This window comes from Nitrospira sp. (genome assembly GCA_024760545.1).
In the GTDB taxonomy this organism is placed as follows: Bacteria; Nitrospirota; Nitrospiria; order Nitrospirales; family Nitrospiraceae; genus Nitrospira_D.
Map to the genome: position 1 here is coordinate 237,838 of CP060502.1, position 18,133 is coordinate 255,970.

Annotated in this window: 16 protein-coding genes; all 16 read right to left on the reverse strand. The window is 54.8% G+C overall.

The window, feature by feature from the left end:
- Nucleotides 1-5 precede the first annotated feature (5 nt).
- Nucleotides 6-3,989: a conjugal transfer protein TraG N-terminal domain-containing protein gene (locus H8K03_22960; protein ID UVT22682.1), complete on the reverse strand. Its 3,984-nt coding sequence runs from the start codon at nucleotides 3,987-3,989 to the stop codon at nucleotides 6-8.
- An 18-nt stretch (nucleotides 3,990-4,007) separates the two neighbouring features.
- On the reverse strand, nucleotides 4,008-5,375 hold the full coding sequence (locus tag H8K03_22965; GenBank protein UVT22683.1) for a conjugal transfer protein TraH: 1,368 nt from the start codon (nucleotides 5,373-5,375) through the stop codon (nucleotides 4,008-4,010).
- An 11-nt stretch (nucleotides 5,376-5,386) separates the two neighbouring features.
- Nucleotides 5,387-6,286, reverse strand: coding sequence for a conjugal transfer protein TraF (locus tag H8K03_22970; GenBank protein UVT22684.1), 900 nt, complete (start codon nucleotides 6,284-6,286; stop codon nucleotides 5,387-5,389).
- Nucleotides 6,287-6,352: 66 nt separating this feature from the next.
- On the reverse strand, nucleotides 6,353-7,456 hold the full coding sequence (locus H8K03_22975; GenBank protein ID UVT22685.1) for a TraU family protein: 1,104 nt from the start codon (nucleotides 7,454-7,456) through the stop codon (nucleotides 6,353-6,355).
- Nucleotides 7,453-8,667, reverse strand: coding sequence for a type-F conjugative transfer system pilin assembly protein TrbC (gene trbC, locus H8K03_22980; protein UVT22686.1), 1,215 nt, complete (start codon nucleotides 8,665-8,667; stop codon nucleotides 7,453-7,455). Before trbC ends, H8K03_22975 begins: the two co-directional genes overlap by 4 nt.
- On the reverse strand, nucleotides 8,651-8,866 hold the full coding sequence (locus H8K03_22985) for a hypothetical protein (GenBank protein UVT22687.1): 216 nt from the start codon (nucleotides 8,864-8,866) through the stop codon (nucleotides 8,651-8,653). Before H8K03_22985 ends, trbC begins: the two co-directional genes overlap by 17 nt.
- Nucleotides 8,851-9,414 carry a S26 family signal peptidase gene (locus tag H8K03_22990; GenBank protein ID UVT22688.1) on the reverse strand — a complete coding sequence of 188 codons (564 nt, stop codon included), beginning with the start codon at nucleotides 9,412-9,414 and terminating at the stop codon, nucleotides 8,851-8,853. Before H8K03_22990 ends, H8K03_22985 begins: the two co-directional genes overlap by 16 nt.
- A 15-nt stretch (nucleotides 9,415-9,429) precedes the next feature.
- On the reverse strand, nucleotides 9,430-11,949 hold the full coding sequence (gene traC / locus H8K03_22995) for a type IV secretion system protein TraC (protein UVT22689.1): 2,520 nt from the start codon (nucleotides 11,947-11,949) through the stop codon (nucleotides 9,430-9,432).
- Between the two features lie 37 nt (nucleotides 11,950-11,986).
- Nucleotides 11,987-12,757, reverse strand: a complete 771-nt coding sequence (gene traV / locus H8K03_23000) for a type IV conjugative transfer system lipoprotein TraV (GenBank protein ID UVT22690.1) — start codon at nucleotides 12,755-12,757, stop codon at nucleotides 11,987-11,989.
- Nucleotides 12,758-12,809: 52 nt separating this feature from the next.
- Nucleotides 12,810-13,616, reverse strand: a complete 807-nt coding sequence (locus H8K03_23005) for a DsbC family protein (GenBank protein UVT22691.1) — start codon at nucleotides 13,614-13,616, stop codon at nucleotides 12,810-12,812.
- 132 nt (nucleotides 13,617-13,748) lie between these two features.
- A complete protein-coding gene (locus tag H8K03_23010) occupies nucleotides 13,749-15,047 on the reverse strand; it encodes a hypothetical protein (GenBank protein UVT22692.1) in 1,299 nt (432 codons plus the stop codon).
- Nucleotide 15,048: 1 nt separating this feature from the next.
- Complete coding sequence (locus H8K03_23015; GenBank protein UVT22693.1) at nucleotides 15,049-15,807, reverse strand: type-F conjugative transfer system secretin TraK; 759 nt, start codon at nucleotides 15,805-15,807, stop codon at nucleotides 15,049-15,051.
- 189 nt (nucleotides 15,808-15,996) lie between these two features.
- Nucleotides 15,997-16,581 carry a hypothetical protein gene (locus tag H8K03_23020; GenBank protein UVT22694.1) on the reverse strand — a complete coding sequence of 195 codons (585 nt, stop codon included), beginning with the start codon at nucleotides 16,579-16,581 and terminating at the stop codon, nucleotides 15,997-15,999.
- 33 nt (nucleotides 16,582-16,614) lie between these two features.
- Nucleotides 16,615-16,890 (reverse strand): type IV conjugative transfer system protein TraL, encoded by a 276-nt coding sequence (gene traL / locus H8K03_23025; protein UVT22695.1) that lies wholly within the window; start codon nucleotides 16,888-16,890, stop codon nucleotides 16,615-16,617.
- 101 nt (nucleotides 16,891-16,991) lie between these two features.
- A complete protein-coding gene (locus tag H8K03_23030; protein ID UVT22696.1) occupies nucleotides 16,992-17,264 on the reverse strand; it encodes a hypothetical protein in 273 nt (90 codons plus the stop codon).
- Between the two features lie 80 nt (nucleotides 17,265-17,344).
- Nucleotides 17,345-18,046 carry a hypothetical protein gene (locus H8K03_23035; GenBank protein UVT22697.1) on the reverse strand — a complete coding sequence of 234 codons (702 nt, stop codon included), beginning with the start codon at nucleotides 18,044-18,046 and terminating at the stop codon, nucleotides 17,345-17,347.
- Between the last annotated feature and the right edge of the window lie 87 nt (nucleotides 18,047-18,133).

Here is an 18,133-nt window from a genome sequence, read left to right on the forward strand (position 1 = left end):
GTCACCTACCTCCGTGAAGTGCCGCTAGATATCCCTCGCTGACGCTTAAACTCTTCTCGCATACTTGTTAACTTATCATAGATCCCTCGCTGTTCAGGATCAACAGGGGCCTGAGGATCATAGGGACGGGGGCTACCACCAGAGATCTTTTCCGCAGATCGCTGAAAACGACCAAACCGCGTAGCATCCATAGTCACCTGCCAACCAAGTCTCACCCCTTCTGCAGCTTGAGCTGCTTCCTTCCAATGACCTGGTTTATCCGGGTCAAATGCATCTGACAGCCCCAAGGCTTCCAATGACTGCTGTCCTTTCGAAACCAACGTCGAAGATTCATCAATTTTTGTATTGAGCATATAGGCGCGACTATCACGACGCTCAATTCCTTTATGCCCCTCACTCCAAATCCGCTCACCTGCCTGATTCAGGACATCACGAACGACAAACCCACCAGCCGATTCTGCTTCACGGTGACTCACTTCACGCTCATTGGTTAACCTAAACTGACCTGGGTTTTTGGGGTCTGCCTCTACATCCCCAACCCTAAACACCGGCCCCCGCTCACCTTCGTGATACCCGATCTGTTTTCCCGTTGCGGTGTTTGTGAAATGCATACTGACGATATCCCCTTCTGGAGACATCTCGATCCCCCCTGCGACACGGGCTGTGCCCTGTCCGTCCAACCCAGGAACAAGAAACGATCCTGAAAAACTGTTCCGATTCGAGGTCTCGCTCGTCAACATCCGCCAGTCGCCTGTGCCGTCTCCGCCTCGACCAAGAGTCGACGAATGGAGATTGCCAGCGTGGTCGGCAACCCGTTTATCAACCACACCAGAAACAGCACCTGAAACGACATGCCGACTCTGGTCTTCCATAAATCTCTGTGTGCTTTTCTGCCCATCAGCTCCTTGCACATTTTGCACGGTCTCGATTGCATTAAACTTCTGTGACCCTGCTCCAGCAGAAATCACGTACCCAGTTCCCTCTCCCCCCTTTAGCTCAGATGACCCATCAGATCCAAGTCCATCCAGAGTCAACTTTCCACTCCCCACAGGCAATTCACTCAACGGCCGCGGTTCCATCGAGACCGCCAATGAGCGTTCACCAAACGCACCTCTATTAACGGCCGTCGTGGTATCCGGTGTCCGAATCAAACGATCAAACAGCGACCCTGACTTCTCCGGATCCACCGTCGCATGCCCATGCGACGTAAAATGGGTTTGCCCAATCGACTTTAAATTCCCATGTCCATCGTCTAGCCATGCCGGGGCAGTCAAAGTTTCATCATAGGTGTAATCCGACGACCCTGGATTGTTTCTCAACGTCAACTGCCGGCCACCATCGCCAATGACGCGTTGTGTCCCCCCATGATCCAAATCAGAAAAGAAGACCTGACCGTCTTTGGATTCAACATGGCCTCTGGATACGACATTATTCCCATCAATCACCGGACCGTTATAACTCCAGTTCTGACTATCCCGCCCCCCATACTTCTGAAGATGTCCGCCAACCAACTGCAGATCGTCGACCTGCATCATCATCCCTGAGGAATGCGCTTCTAACCGTGCGGACCAATCCTCAGTGGGAGCATGCATCTCCCAGCGCCCTTGCTGTGGGTTGTACGACATCTCTCCACGAAGCTCACCACGGTAGCCATCTTTATCCACCGTGAACGACGATTGAAATGGTTGCCCACTCCCATCGGCGGCCACCCCACCCTGACCATGCACCACACCCGCTAACGTCTCATGAGAGCCATCAGCATGAAACACCTCAACGTGTGAAGCCCCTGAATACGATCGTGTCAGTTCTCCAGCATTCCCCTCTGTGGTCGTCGTCATCAGCCCATGCTCGGAACTATGTTGCGTGTGTAAATTCGTCCCATCACTACTCGTCACGGTCATCCCTTTGGAGAAATCCGGCATGCCTTGGTCATTCAGTCCGACATTGCTCAACGCATACCGATGTTCACCGTGCTCCGTTGAATGCGCGGTCATCACCCCACCACTCCACGGAGAATCGGCTGAGGGGCGTGAAAAACTGGCTGTCACATCCGCCATGACAGTCTCGGTTCGCCCATTGACGCTCATCGGCACGGCCGCAGTCCCGACTGCCGTAAATAACTGTTGATGATCCCCTTGCGTGCGAAGTTCTTTGGTGAACCCCCCTTCCGACCAGGTATCGCTGAGCGACTTCTGTTGGTTCATGCGCTGATTCCAGGTCTCGCGGTAGTCATGTTGGACATTATTGCCGTCACGGCCCATATACGACACGTCGACATGATCCCCCGACACCTCAAATTGAGCCGAGTGCATCTGACCATCAGCACCCTGAACCGGTTGACGCCACACCCCTCCCATATACTCATCACCGTGCTTGCTCCATGAGCCCTCGGGACCATGGTACTGCTTCGTCATGCCATCCCGGCTCACCGTCATCGAGCTCCCGTCACCATACCCAACACTCGTATTGCCCCCTTGATGATGCATCATCGTGCCAGTACCACCACGAAAGTAACTGGACCCAGCATGGAACCCACCCGACGCATCTTGCACCATCGGGGAGTGCTCCTCCTTCAAATGCTGTCCGGGCTCCACGTACTTCCCATCCCCATGGGCATACTGCGACGCCTCATGCGCCGCAGCCGATTGCGCCCCTGCTGTAGCCCCTGTCACCGCCGAAGCCAACGAGCTCATCCCATACGCCGCGACCGTCGCCAAGGTCGGAACCGCCCAGATCAGCCGCCCTGAAAACGTATTCAGGCCAATCAAGACATTGGAATAGTCGTCAAACGAATTGAATGAAATCAGCCCCACGGTAATCTGCGCCATCTGTTGAACCCCATACTGATACACCACAAAGTTCAAGATCGCGTACATGGGGATCCACATAAAGAGCCATCCATACCCCAATACCAATCCGCGGATGGTCGCAAACATGGCAGGACTCATGGCTAACGCCAACATGAGCGGCGTCAAAAGATACACCACACTCTCCGAAACGGTCCGCATCAAGGGAACAAACCGAGCCGATATCAACGAATCCGCATACGCTTGATTCTTAATATCGGCTGTAATGGATTTCGTCATTTGCACAACCGCACTGGCGGTATCGTTCCCCTCTTCAGCAGATTGCCGATCCGCATCCTTCCACCGCTCGCGTAACAACACATTATTGATGAGTGCGCGAGGACCCTGCCCGCTCCCCATGATATTCGTGATAAAGGCCTGCACCGGCGTTAATTCTCCATCGGGCATATCCAGGACGCCCAACACAGCACGAAATTGCCGCATCGTCTCATCGTAATCGGGCTCACCATTCGCCAGCCCATTGACAATCCAGCGATCGTACATCTCTGGACAAGTGCTCTGCGCAAACTGATTCCCCAGTCGAATCTCGACAATCGGCAAAGCAGCGTTCGTGACCGCAATTGCCGTGACCATATTCGGAGAATTCAAAATAGGTTCACGTTGCAACCGATTCAGCTCAATCTCCCGGAACACACAATCCTTCAGATAATTGGTCACATTCGCTTGCAGATCCCCAGGGATGATTTCCTGCATCATCGTCTTCTGCATGTCGAAAAACCCTCGACCAATGGACGAATTGACCACCCGATACTCCGCCGGCAACCCAAACGTCGTCTCAACACCCACCATCGTTTGATAACTGATTTCGGAGGTCATGTAGGCCGGAAACGCCACCGCCAACGGGACATTCCCAATGACCTGATCTGGTACTCCCGGATTCACTAAATCATGCACGAGGACGGTCATTCTGATATTGAGCGTCACCGCCAGAATAACGATCGCACCAAAGACCCATTGCCACTGAATCCGGCCACGGCCGAGGAATGACACAATGCCCCCAAACACTAAACAGACCATCCCTAAGCGCAGCAAACTTTCATACCCCCCACCCATTAAAAAGACGATGGCACGGATCACATCCGACAACACATCGCCACTTCCAAATGTGTTAATTGGCCACATCGTAGGGGTGCTCCACGCTTATTGAACGTTATGCTTTTTCCGCTCCGGTCGCGCCAACGCCTTCTTTAACGTCTGCGTTGAATAATAGGTAAACGCCGGTCCATGTCCCAACCGCTCTAATTCGTACATCACTTCCCCATGAGCCGCTGATCGGACGGCATACGCTTGTTTATAGAATTCGTTCACGTCGGCAGGAAACCCAACCTGTTTCTGCGCCCAACGGGCCGACTGTTTCTCGATTTCTTTGAGTGCCCGATCAATCCATCCCCACGCAAACTGTGCTCCGAGCAAGGCTCCAACTTGGGCCTTGAGTACCTCCGTCTGACCGGGTTTCGTCGAGTATCCCACCAGCAACCGATAGAGCGGAATGGGAGATTTATCGATCAAATCTCTCTCGACTGGGGTCAATGCAACCCCATCGACCGTCAATTTCTGCACAATGGTGTCATACATCCGTTCCGCCCGCAGCTGTGTACCCACCAAATTTGTGACATCCGTCTCGAACGGAGCCAAACACCTCACCGCATCAGCTGGACCACAATCAAGCAATCGCACAACCGTGGTCGTTCCATCCGCATTGATCAAATCCGACAGACGAATCGTCGGGGGTAACTGCGCTGGCACTCCATCAGCCCCGACATACACCGTCCCCATCACACTCTGCATCATCTTGGCATCATCCACCGCCCAACCAGATTCAATAAGCGCCTGATAGACAAGATTCCCCTTCGGGTCTTCGGGTGTCCCATCCAACGCTGTGGCTGCCTGCTGTGTGGTTTGGGTACGCTCCGCGTCTTGACCAGCCCAATAGTCCATCAACGCACCACCGGCCACGCCCACTTCCTTCACCGAATCTTGAATCTTCGTCGCCACCGACGAAATCTGGTTAGGTTGGCCCCTCGCAAGCTTTGCCAGTTCTCCACCAATTTGGCAGGGAGAGAGCCGGCCGGCCGCGTTAATCGCCCGCGCCGCCGCCTCCAACTTCGAAATGATGTTTTCACAAGGCTGACACAGCTCCATCAGCGCCAATTGGAACGCAAACCCCAAGACGGCGGACGTGCCCAGTTGTTGCAACAAATCGGTAAAACGGCCCAACGAGGGAAAAGAAATAGACCCAAGATACAAATCGATTTTTCCACACCCGGCCGAGAATCGCGGTGGCGCAAAATTCACCAAGTTGAACGTCTCATTCGGGATCCGGATCCCCATTGCTCCGCCCGTTAACGCCCCAGATACCTGGCTCTGATAAGCCCCGGGTCGCGTCATCGTGGCTCCGCCCCACCCATCGAACATCCGCTGCAATGAGTCATTGATATCCGCGTGGGATACACCCGACGATCCGAGGACACTCAACAGAATAATCAGAGCACCGATGCGTTTCGCCATACGCCTCCGGATTAAGATTTCAACGGATGTGATTTCAGACCGGCCCGATGTTGCAGAATCGTCAACACGCGGGTGCGAAGATCATCCAAGGTAATCAGCCCAGTCCCGATCGGAACGATGAATTGCTCTTCAGGAATAGCCAAAAAGATCACAGGCACTTTATTCACCCCCAGCTGATCGCCCATCCCGTTATCTACGACTGCCTGCGGGAACTCAGGGAGCGTCCGGCCATCCTGCGTCACCGCCTTCACCGAAATCCCATAGGTGTCACTGAACACCTTCAACATCTGCGCCTGCTTCTGACAATAAGGGCACGTCGACGTAAAGAAAAAGAACAATCCCGCCTTCTCCGAAATCCCCCGCAACACCTCATCGTCCTTTACTTGCTTCGCCTCGGCATAAATCTCATGGCCCACCGTTGAAATCGGATTCGAGGAGCTAAAGTCATACTGCGGATGCGTATACATGACGGTCGCCCACATATCCGTAAACCGCTGAGCCCGATTGAATGTCTCCTTATGCACCTGGATATAGCTCAACACCGTTTCTTCCGTTTGGACATCCAAGGCTGCTTCTTTCTTGGCCGTGAGAAGGATTTTGAGCCAGGCGGCGGGGAGGTTCGGCAAATCGATCTTATCAACGGGAAGTTTCTTGAGCGCTTCTTTCAGCGCCAGTTGATCTTTGAAATGCTCCGGTTGGAGCGGGATTGCCGGGGAAGGAGGTAACTGTTTTGGAGTAATGTCTTGTTCCGGTTCAGGAAAGCGATCTTGATAGAAGTAATAGCCTTTCCACTCGGTCAACTCTGGGGACGGTTCCGGCTGAAAGAGTTTGTCGTAATCCGCTCGACTGGGGCTCGCGCCAGCCACCAGCACGATGCCCACCATCAACCCATACACCCAGACCGTCATCATACACCCCCTTCTATCTATTCTTATTACGGTCTGGACCTTAGAGTCGGTGCGGCCCGCCTCAACACCTCACAAGAGACAGCAACGTTGGAGTTTCCAGAGGAGAAAGACAAAGTCATCGCCGTCGACCGGATAGGTGGAGGCCATCCCCCACATGAGCTGGGTCCGACCGATCGGCGAACAGCAACTGGTGACATTGTTCGACGTGGAGTCCGCGATCGGATACAGGAGTTGGAACTTGTACTGGCTTTTGACCATCAGAAAGGTCGGAATGTCCGTACAAATCGCGGACCCATCCGCAGCCCAATACAGCTCGGCTCCGAATCGCGCCAGTTTTGCCAATACCCGAGTCACCACTAATGCGGCCGGCTTGATCTGTCCGCTATAGGAACCAGATGTAAATCCAGATGGCGGGTAGATGTTCCCGAATGAGCCCGCACACCAAAAGAGCGGATCAAGCGGGTACCCAAAACTCGCGGCAACGGAATCGACGGCACAGGCGGCCGTCGCCACGGGATTCGCAAAGAGAAACGCTTCGGGAAATAAAAGTAACGATAGCGGGTCATCATTCCATGCTGGATCGACTTCAGACAGATAGGCTATATCCAGGGGATTCCCCATCGAGGTCGCCATCGCACACAAGTAATCGATTCCGGTTCCCAACATGGCCCATAGTGGGAAGATGATGAAGTGGACGTGGTAGTACGACATCTTCAGGGCCGGATCGTCTTGCGACACATCCACGAGCCCCCGATTGATGAAAGTAGGGTCACTCCCAAGTGTCGCACCATTCAAACTCGGAAAGCAGAGCGGATTGCGGACAACCTCCAGAAGGTCTGTGGGCATAAACGCCCCAAACGGAAGCCCAGGGACACAGATATAGGGCGTAAAACAAATACAGCCACACAATTGTGGGGGATAGATGGCAGAAATTCCTGGCCCGACCGCCGGACGGACACTGTCCTCACTTAAGTTAAAGACCGTCACCCCAATCAAGGACATGGGGAAGATACATTCCCAGCAGGTTTTGGAGAAAGTCTGTTCAAAAATATTTGAGCTCGGGCAATAGGCTTCGGTGACGGCAGGACCAATCAACAAGAATCCCACCACACACAACAACCCGACACAGAATACGGACAGGCGCAACCATCGACACTGAGCGAGGCGGCTCACAATGCAACCTCCTCGATCTTCATGACGGGGCCATTTTGAGAGATCACGCTCGGAACATGGGCCAGCTGAAATTTGCTCACCATTTCAGGCTGGACCCAGTAGACCCGACATTGAAGTTGCTTGGCGACTTCTGACACATCCCCGGCTGAAAGCAAGATTTTTACCCCAAGACCATACCGCTGGAGCAGCGATTGCGCGTACGTGAGTTGCTTCGCGTCACGGCCGTCGATGACCACATACCGGTGCGATAGCGCGATCCGGGTCAAGGGATTGATCTCTGTCCCTCCCTTCACCACCACCACCGTCCCATCATGATTTAAAATGTCATGCTCATAGCGTTGCGTGACGTCGACCGTGAATACACGGGACGACGTGGCGGGTTGCAACCCAATATTCGGCCCCTCATGCAGCCGTTCCACCACTCGCCGCTGTAAGTCCTCCCGCACCTTGCCCCAGTCGACCCGGCGCATCTGCTCCTTGAGGTACTCTTCCATGTCTTGTTCGGCAATCGGATAGCGGGACAGATCGGTCGGCACGGCGCTGATCCCCGTCAAGACGGGCATCACTGGGCGCGGCACCGTAATCGGACCGCCCATTTGCCAACTGCGCGTTTGGCCGACATACCACTCCCGCAAGGGACGGATCGTTCCTTCAGAACGGCTGAGCTGACTCAAGAGTGCCTCCAACGGGGCAGCACCCGTGACCATCAACGCCGCCTGGTCATTGACGATCGCCAAAGTCGGCACACTCGTCACACCCAACTGGCGAAAAATGATGGGATCAATCGTGGTGTGGGGAGCTTGCTGTTGTAATTCGACCGCGAGCGCTTTCGTCCGGTCGACGGTTTTACGCATGTCGTTGTCGATCATGCCGCGAAAGACCACAGTGGCCCCGAGGCGATACGCTTCACGCATATACCCCTTGAGCAACTCATCGGGAATCGACCAGGACACGAAATAAAACACGCCTTCACGTTTCTTGATCGGCATGGCTCCCGTGGGACCCTGAACCTTCGGAGCCATACCCGCTAAGCGTTGCTTGCGAAGCTCCTGTGCATGTCGACGGATGTTTTCCACGCCCTGAAGCGGTGAGAGACTGGGTGTACCAGAACCACCCACGGTCGCAGGCTCCGCGAGACACCAGGATGGCCCTAGGACAAGTCCTGCCAGGATGCTGAGAAAGTAGAGTCTCCATTTAGACTGTCCAATCATGGGCCCTCCCTTCTGCCACACTCCAATGAATATCCTGTGCCGGCTCGATCGGCGGTTGGGTTGACCGATAGATCACCTTCCCCGCATACCAGAGGACGCAGACCAACAGCAGCGCCTGGAACAACGCGACCGCAATCTCCTTGGCTAGCCCGACGTCTTCCATCCACTCGGACCCTCTGAGTCTCAGAAAATTGGCCATACCACCCCCTTGATGTCCTTGACATCGACCAAGCCAATCACGCGACTATCAAACGATCTCGGATGTGGCAGTCCCAAATAGTATGCGCCGTCAGGAATCACCGGCGGATAACTCGCAGGCTCAATCCGTTGCTTATACTTATCTTGCTCAATCACGGTTGCGACTTTCCAATCGTTCACGTAGACATCACGGCCTTGCACTCGCACCACGTCACCGGCCACCCCATACGCCGCCTTGAGAAACATGCGGCCTACCCGTGAATAGGGCCGCAATGGGCCCTTCGGCTCCACACGATCGGCATATTCTTGCGTCATCTCAAACGCCGCATACTCACCGCGCTGAGGAAGCACCCCTTTCTTCACGATAAAGAAACTGTACTCGGGGAGACTTTCATCATCCCGCACATAAATTCCGTACCAAGGACTGACGGCCAATGCGGTCAAGGACACCACCGCAAGACCGATCGCCACGCGCTTGGGCCAACCGTCACGCACCGTCCACTCTGTCAGAGACATCAGGACAGATTTCAATCGCGCGCCACGATCCATGAATGCCTTCCTCCGTTACGCCACATCCCGCAGACCGCGTTTCGCCGCCGCCTGCCGCTCCTGCTCGACAAGTTTGTTAATGGCTTCCTCGGTCGTGAACCCCTCACGTTCCAATCGCTCGATCTTCGCCACCTCATCGGAATTCGTGGTGTATCGCAGCTGAGTTTCACGCGGGACTACCAGTCGGCCAATGCCACGTCCGGTGGGCGAGAAGAAATAGATTTCCGAATACCCATCCCCACGATGGACACTCTTGAGGAGATCGAACTCGGCATCACCCAACACCAAGCGTTCATGTTTCCGTAAACTGACCAAGCTTTCCGGCTTCTGCATTAAGAGGAATAAAAAGTCGGAGTTTTCGAGAATCGCTTGGCCTGTGCGGCCCATCACGTCGTAGAAGTCATTCACACCCTGCGTGATCACCACGGAGGATCCGTTATATTTGCGTACGCGCCGCACCGCTTTGTTGAAAAAGGCCGACACGTTGCTTACCTGATCGCCTTTCTGGGCTAACAGATCCCACGCTTCATCGATTCCGCAGATTTTCCGCTGCCCTCGATCTCCGAGATACATGGCCGATTGAATGTTCATGACCAACTGCAAGAGGATGACGGACCGCAACTCCGGTAATTGATCGAGTCCATCTAGCTCCAAGACGATGAAGTCACTCTCAAAGTTGATGTTGTTCCGATCATTGAACATGCGGCCATAGTTTCCGCCTTTGCAAAATGGCAGCAGCTGGTCGGCCAGGTCTTTCTTCCGTCCATGTTGATCCGGTTTTTCTCGAAGCAGCGCACTCACATCTGTCGGAGAACCATCGGCCCCGACCTTCCTGAACACCTCCATGATGGTTTCTTCCAACCATGACATTTGGAGATCAGGCAACATTTGACTGGGCGAGGCCATTTGGGCGAGCAGGTCTTTCACCATCGCCACCCGCTCTTGTAATTCGTCCTTCACTTCCTCCTCAGTGCGCCCATTCCCGGGGATATGCAGCAACGTGAATGGATTGAGGCAGAAGGTCTCTCGTTTGGTGGCAAATTGCAGAAACTGCCCCTTCAAATGTCCGCAGAGTTTTTGATACGACTTGCCGGCATCGATCATCCACACCCGGCCCTGTGTGCCGAGATAGGAGCGAATTAGCTCATTCGCAAAGAACGATTTCCCGGCGCCGCTCTTCGCGGCAACTGACACGTTAAAGTTTCCAGCTGGGTTCGCAAAAATATCCAAGCCGATTGCTTGCCCACAACGTGAGGTGAAGATCATTACAGGTGGGCCTAACCCCTTCCAATCTCCAACCACCGGGGCCACTTCCGCCGGCACGTTCGATGGCACGGTGTGTAGCCGTTGGAGCTTGCTCCGCACCAACGGCATGTCCGCGGTCATACACAGGGGCAGTGAAAAGACAAACTGTGGGAAACTGATGAAGGTGTCCTCTTGGAGCATCCACTCCTGCGTCCGGTACAACGCCTGCACACTCTGGCTGTGCTGCTCTAAGAGGCTTTCATCCTCCCCATACAGAATGACTTGATAGTACATGCCGACCGGTTGATTCCCCTCCGTCATCGCCGACGTCATGAGATCGAAGTTGTCTTTCTTCTTTCCAATCATGGGAATCAACCGCACAATCCCACCCACGGCCTGATTGGTAATCAACACATGGTTGCGGGTAATCTCTGCTCCGGCCTTCACGGTGTTGTACCGAATGACGTTTAACGAGATCCAAAACGGACACGTGATTTGGTCTTGGAGCCGAAACGCACTTCCAATTAACTCCCGATTCCGCCCACCATTCCATGCTTCAGGGAATTGCTGAACGGTCAAACACTTGACGAACCAATTATCGAGGAAGATGGAGGTGGGACTAAGTTGGCATTTCGTATCCAACCGCACCGCCTGCTTCTTGATCAGTTGACGTGGATCATAGGTGGCGGGCCGCTCACCCCAACTATGCCCTGGATTTAATAATTGATGGAGCAAACAGAGGAGACGATAGGCGTTGACCCGCTGAGGAAAGAATCCGCACGTCTCCAGCAGCTTCTCGATTCCATTGAGCTTTTCCCAAATCAAGGCCAGCTTCATTCCATCCGGCAGTTCATTCTCCAGTGGAATCGCGACGCTGACATACACGTTCAGATCACGCGGCCGGACCCCCGTATCGCGAATGAGTCGCGTATCACGCGCGCGCAACATGTACCGCTCCATGGTTTCCGCATCACGATAGGCCGTCGATCCATGTCCAGCATGGTTCCGTAACGCCGTATAGTGTTCCGTAATCGGCTCGATCACTGGGGAACCGTGCATCGCCACCTGAATCGTTGAACCTTGTGGGAGATCGAGGGCATACAACCCACCGAGTCCTTTTACCGCCGCATCATTCAAATGTCCTAAAGGGGGCATGACCCAGATTGCCCCAACCCGGCCATCCGTGAGCCGATAGACCCGATGCACATCATCAAAGGCTCCATAGAGCAAAAAGTCGCTGAGGGGGAACCGATTCAAGGCTTCTTTCATGAAATTATATGGTATGGCCACGATATCCTCGTTTCTCTGTTCGCGGTCGCCGAATGATCTATTGCCCCATCTTCTCCCGCTGTATCTCCATCCGTTCTTGGAGCCTTTCTTGTTCCGTCTCAGGATCGGTCGGTACCGGTCCGCCATACGGCGCTGGGATTGGGCCAGACATCGACGGGAGTTGCTGCTGTAACTGACGCAGTATGGCCGAAGGATCCTGGCTCGTCCCGACCGTCTGAGCCGAAGCCGGCAGAGATGATGGCGGTGGGGCCGTCACCACAGGCGCCGGGGTCGGCATTGGAGCTGGGGCTAAGACAGGTCTTGGGGCATTGTTCCGTTGTCCATACGGCGGCTCCACTAACCCAGGCACCATCCGCGGCACAAAGACCTTCCCGGCAGACCCATTGCGATCCATACCTTTCGGCGCTCGGCCATACGTCCAATCCGACTGTTGGACAATCGCGTAGACAATCGAGGCTTCATGCAGAAAGTTATTCTTATCCCGCCATGGGGCAATCCAGACCTGCATCACTTCAGGTGCGGTGATATTCGGTTGGCCAAGATGCTGCTCGGCTTGCCCTGCGACCGCTGAGACACGATTGGCAAACGATCCCCCATTGCCGGCAGCGGACTCTTCACCTGCGTCATTCTTTTTCATGTTCGTGAGCTGCTCATGACGTCGCTCATAGGCTTCACGAGTCGACAAGCACACGCTTGAATCCGGATAGCCTTTACACGCGAAGTCACTCTTGTAATGTCCGCAAGCCGTTTGAATCAGCCCGATCACACCGACCATGACCATGATCCCGCGTCGCTGTAATGCCGTCATCAGTTCCTCCTGCGCCGAACACCTCGGCCTTCTGGCCGGGGTCGTTGACGCCCTACCGACTCACCGACCCCAATTGCTGCGCGACCGTCGGTGGCATCCCTAACATCGCCATCAATTCTGCCACTGACTTCTTGCCTGCAACCGTGCGCCCATCCGGGAACACGATGTAGGGTGTTGGTCCACCACCAAGTTGACGTGCCAGCTGCAAGTTATGCTCAAGCGGCGCGTCACAAGGCTTCCCTGCGTCCGGCACCGGTTTTCCAGCCAGTGCGGTATCGAGCATGTCCTGGCGATTATCCGAACACCAGATGTTGATGGACTTCTGAATCGCGCCCTTATGCAGCCGCTCCACTGGATGCAGAAACACCGCCACCGGCACGCCGGCCTCTACGAGCTGCTTCACTTCCGCATGCAGCTCTCGACAAAACGGGCAGTCAGGATCATCAAACACCAACACTGGGGCCGATTCGCGCATGCCTGGGGCCAACTCTGAGGGACGATAGAGAATAGCGTCCTGCAGCGGCACAGCCGCCAGCAATTCCCGTCGTTTGCCCATGATAAATTCCTGCGTCAGGTTCTTTTGCTCCTTCATGTCAAACAGCGCAGCCTGGGCTAATAGATATTGGCCGGACTCATCGACAAAGAAGATCCGTTCATCATTATTCAGAGTGAACATGTAGAGCCCCGGCATGGGTGCCGGCTGCCAATCACGAATCACCGCACCAGGGAACGATTTCATAACCGCGACTCGAGCTGAACTCGCTTGCGGATCGATCAGATCAGGATGAGCCGACGCAAGAGACCCACCACCCAGCAGGATCGTTCCAATTAACATGATCGCCATTCGTATTGTTCTCATTTCCCCCTCTTTCCTCGATCGAGACCTCGATCAAGCCAATCCATCGCCGCGACGCCCAATAGAATCACCGCTCCCAACAAGGTCACGATGGCTAACACGCTCATGACTCCATCGACACAACCAAGACCAGACTTATAACGGCGGCTCCGCCATCGAACGCCCTTCCGTGATGATGATGTTCGCTTCCCGCCCCACGTCGATTTCGATAATTGGATAAATTTCTTTCGCCAGCTGGGTGTAATGACGTGCCAAGGTTTGGGCCGCTCCGGCCATCCCACCCGCTGCCCCGGCCATGGCAATTTTTTGAGGATCGGGGAAGTTAAACGCCTGATCAGGACTGTTCGAGATAAAGAACCCTTGCTGATAGGGCATGAACACCCGCGAGATCCCATTCACAAACCCCGCCAGGAGGGCCTTCGCTAAGATCGCGCCCTCGCGCTGCACCACCGGACCTCGGAGTCCGACCTTGCCATCTTCACCCGTCAACATCCCACGAATCGGGATATCGATTGCTTTTTCTTCATCCCCTTTCACACACGACAGCGCAGTCGTACGAATCTTCGCGCGTTCTTCAGACAAATCTCCCACTCCCTCGCCCAACACAAAACACTCCCGCATATCCATCTTCACGTTGTTGGGGAGCATCGACATATCCTGCACAACCATCAACACTGGATGAGGCTCCCCTCCGACTCCCACAGACTTCCCCGGCGCGTCCAATCCGGTAATCAATTTGACGGGAATGATCGTCCCCGTCGGAATCCAGTATTTCTGGGGTAAGGTGGCAGCCTGTGGAGGCTGCGGATCCGGAGAGAGCACACGGATTCGACCCGCAGGCGGCGCATATTGAATAGGAGCGCCACCCTGCATCGGGCGCGCCATCCCAGCACCGCTGGGAACGGGAAGCGACGTCTGTGTCGGCTGCGCTTGACCCGTACGGCCCACAGTCGGTAAGGCACTTTGTGGAGGTGGTGGAATAGCAGCCCGTACTTGTGTCTGAGTCGACGGCGCAAGCCCATTTACACTTGAATTCGGCTCGCGTGTGGTTTTTGCCTCTTTGACTTGCTTATTGAGCTCCTCCATGCTGCGGCGAAACTCATCCTGCAATGATTGCACCTTTTGCTCTAACATCTGCTCTTTCTGCTCAGTCTTCTTCACACGTCCGGCAGCCTCACCCATCCAGGCTTCCTTATCTGCCAGCTTCGTGAGCGTCGCCGGTTTACTGGCTGGTTTACCCGTGATGCCAAACGGTTCTGGCGTTGGATCGGCACGCAATGACTGAAGAAACATCGTGCCCAAACCGAGGATTACCACCACAAGTAGCGCCAGCTTCCACCGCTCCATCCCCCCACCAGATCCTCCGAAGGGATTCCTCTCATTCTGGCCGCTTCCGAGCAACTTATCTCCGAGTCCACCTTGACCTGGATTCATATTAGTTACCTTTCCCCATTTCAGGGTCAGGGGATATCACCTTCTGGACTGCCTTCTTGACTGGCTCTGAATACGTCACCATATAGACAATCGCACTCTGTCCATTCGCAATGACACGGCGGTCCAACGCAATACTAAGCTCAGCCCCCGTGAAAAATTCCGTCTGTCTGAGGCTTTGGGTCTCCATCTTCGAGTTGAACAACTCATACATGCGCACCGTGTACTGCGCGCACCGATATTCACGTACCGCCAGCACTTCCAACTCCAACCACTTCGGATGTGACTCTTTGGGTAAATCTCGAGCCGTACATGATCGCGGAAGAGTCCCTTGTCTCGCCTGCCGTATCAGTTCCACATTGGCTTCTTCATACGATTCCGCTCGACGGACCGGATCAACCTCCGCTTTGCCACCCGAAGACACAAGGCGGATATCCTCGACCACGATCATTTCGGCCGGAATCATGGCCGGCGTGATCTGGAACAAATACGACTGGCTATCTGTCATCACGATCAGATCGCCAGGCGCCATGGTATTTTTCGGATCGATGGCGACATTGCGGCCATTCGCACGAATTTCGAAGGCCGGATTAACCGTCAGCAATCCGTTTTGGACAACCGCACCAGGTAATTTGATGAGCGTCAGTTGAGAAGAAGAGATACGGATAGGGATCGGACTGTCATCTGACACCGTGACAAGCTGCGTGGCCAAGGCTGGCCCCGCCATCAACCACAGCATCATCACGGCCAGCATAAACGTCATCGCTTCGCGCGGGAAACCTCGGCCTTCAGGCCGTGGAGGAATAGCGCCAGCTCCCGCTCTCCTTTCGATTGTGCTATTTGTTGATACCTATACCCATCGGCCCGCTGGATCAGCTGACAGTACCGATGAGAGACGCCCTTTCCCCTGGTCAACCCGGGCTTGTTCGATTGCTCTCGCAAGCCCCGACGTTTAGCTGGGATGGTTGACCGCCACAGGAACGGTCCCGTTTTCTTCCGGTGTCCCAGCATCAAAGTCCGTGATCAGAGGCTTAAAATCCTGTATGCGAATCTTCATGCGGTAGTACCGCTTATCCCCATCCGCCACCAACGTCCCGGCGATATACCGTTTTTCTAATCCAATGAGCGTGACCGTATCTTTCACCACCTGTACCGTCGTCGGATAAAACACTCGCGATAACTGCCGATCGATGACGTACGCCTTGTCCGCATTCAATCGTTCAGTGATGGGCCCGGCCGCTTCCGGAGCCACAAAGCCTAAGAATGTATTGAAACTGAGTTCGACCGAGTGCGGATGAACATTCGACAGATAAGCAACCAGCGGCATTGAAATTTTCGTCATGTATTCTGGCGACGCCACATTGCCAGCGGCCCACATTTCCCGGTCGACCTCCGGCGGCACCATCACCACAACCGTGGAGCCTCGAAACAGGCCGTTCGCCACTAACGCAAGGGCCAATACCCCAGATAGTGAGGCGAAGACCAGCGTCTTCAATCTCGAATCAGCCAGTTGGTCAGCAAAGAGTTCCCACTTCATCAGAGCGCCCTCCTCCCAGTGCCGTCCTCGCAGCTACTCCAAAAATTCCCGGCGATCCCCTGGTGGCAACCCCCGGAACTGGAATGACGGGATGCCTAGCCAATAAAACCAGTGAAAGACATAGCCTTTGCTCTTACCGCTCTTGAGCTTCATGATGCAGTACGTCGATACAAACCCACCCAGCAAGAAGTAGGTCAGTTGACGAGTGAGGATGCCCGCAAAGATCGCGAGAATAAGGATGATCACCTCATCCAACTCCCACCAGAGGATTTGCGGCTGCGTATCGATGTATCGCGGGATCTTCACCATCAGATCACCATCTCTTGAGCATCTGATAACCAATCGACTTCATCGTGCCTTCTTCTAAACTACGAAGGGGACGGAACTGACGCTCCGTCCCCTTCGGCCGATTACATCGTCCCGGCCGTGATCGTCGGAATGATGTTGGGCAGATAGAACGAGCCCATCGCCACACCGACACCCGCGCCCAGACCGACCCAGTTACCTCGGATCGCGGAGCCCACGCCCATCAGGGCCGCGAACAAGGCCAACAGGGTACCGAGGCTCCCCTGCAACCAGCCGGTTACCTGCAGGACAAGCGGAGCAAAGGTGGCATCCGCGCCTGCATTGGCCACACCGGCAGACAGGATCAACAGAGCGAACGCAAAAAGTGACTTCTTCATGGAAGGACCTCCATCACAGTGTTTGGAAACGATTGATGATTCGACGTCATGCCAAACTGAATGTGTCTGAAAGGTCGGTTTTACTGGGTCACCCTCGCCCCTCCTTTGCTGGCCTCAGAAGTCCCCTGGACCGGAGACGCCGACCGTGTCTCTATGGGTAACTTGACCCGCTCCACACATGGGGAGCTATAAATCGCCGTCACCGAGAGGATCGATCGTCCCTCTGATCCCTGTGTTCCCACTGTCTGAACCTCCTCAACAAAGCTGGGTCTTGTCACCAACAGCCGCTCAACGTATTTTCGAACCGCGGCAGTGCGTGACTGCCCAACCTCTTGAGTATTACGTCCCTCTGCTTCCTGTGACACAAAGCGCGTCACCGACACCCCAGCCGGTTTGTCTGTCAGCAAGGTTGCCAACAGCCCCTGCTGCTCCTTCGTCAACTCACGACCGTCTTTCGTAAATGACAGCTCCACGGTACGAACACGGTACGTTAGCTGACAGGACGACATTGGGCTGACCCCTCTAGCCGAATTCGGCAACAGGTTGGTCTCCCGAATGACCGCTGAACCCGGTTCTACGGTCATACTGGACAACGGAGGTGGTGGTGGAGGGACCTGAATAGCCTTCGCTCCATTCGGCGACAGCACAGTAGGCGGAGTGCAGAAGTCCGGTTGGCCGACCATCCACTGGGGAGTCGCCTCAAAACGAGCCACCCCAGACTCAAACGCGGTCGTCTCCTGACAAAACATCAACCCGATTGATGTGAGAATCACGCTTAACATATTGCCTCTTCTATTCGTCGATGAGAGACCAGCGCACCAGGATCTATTGAGACTTTGCTTTTGCCGCTCCAGTCCGAGCACCCTGGC

What these genes read in the sequence shown, in the direction of transcription:
- H8K03_23010 (UVT22692.1), bottom strand. Translation starts at nt 15,047, where the DNA reads ATGAATCCAGGTCAAGGTGGACTCGGAGATAAGTTGCTCGGAAGCGGC.
- H8K03_22970 (UVT22684.1), bottom strand. Translation starts at nt 6,286, where the DNA reads ATGATGACGGTCTGGGTGTATGGGTTGATGGTGGGCATCGTGCTGGTG.
- trbC (UVT22686.1), bottom strand. Translation starts at nt 8,667, where the DNA reads ATGATTGGACAGTCTAAATGGAGACTCTACTTTCTCAGCATCCTGGCA.
- H8K03_23020 (UVT22694.1), bottom strand. Translation starts at nt 16,581, where the DNA reads ATGAAGTGGGAACTCTTTGCTGACCAACTGGCTGATTCGAGATTGAAG.
- H8K03_22960 (UVT22682.1), bottom strand. Translation starts at nt 3,989, where the DNA reads ATGTGGCCAATTAACACATTTGGAAGTGGCGATGTGTTGTCGGATGTG.
- traV (UVT22690.1), bottom strand. Translation starts at nt 12,757, where the DNA reads ATGACGGCATTACAGCGACGCGGGATCATGGTCATGGTCGGTGTGATC.
- H8K03_23015 (UVT22693.1), bottom strand. Translation starts at nt 15,807, where the DNA reads ATGACGTTTATGCTGGCCGTGATGATGCTGTGGTTGATGGCGGGGCCA.
- H8K03_22990 (UVT22688.1), bottom strand. Translation starts at nt 9,414, where the DNA reads ATGGATCGTGGCGCGCGATTGAAATCTGTCCTGATGTCTCTGACAGAG.
- H8K03_22985 (UVT22687.1), bottom strand. Translation starts at nt 8,866, where the DNA reads ATGGCCAATTTTCTGAGACTCAGAGGGTCCGAGTGGATGGAAGACGTC.
- traL (UVT22695.1), bottom strand. Translation starts at nt 16,890, where the DNA reads ATGGTGAAGATCCCGCGATACATCGATACGCAGCCGCAAATCCTCTGG.
- H8K03_23005 (UVT22691.1), bottom strand. Translation starts at nt 13,616, where the DNA reads ATGAGAACAATACGAATGGCGATCATGTTAATTGGAACGATCCTGCTG.
- H8K03_23030 (UVT22696.1), bottom strand. Translation starts at nt 17,264, where the DNA reads ATGAAGAAGTCACTTTTTGCGTTCGCTCTGTTGATCCTGTCTGCCGGT.
- H8K03_22965 (UVT22683.1), bottom strand. Translation starts at nt 5,375, where the DNA reads ATGGCGAAACGCATCGGTGCTCTGATTATTCTGTTGAGTGTCCTCGGA.
- H8K03_23035 (UVT22697.1), bottom strand. Translation starts at nt 18,046, where the DNA reads ATGTTAAGCGTGATTCTCACATCAATCGGGTTGATGTTTTGTCAGGAG.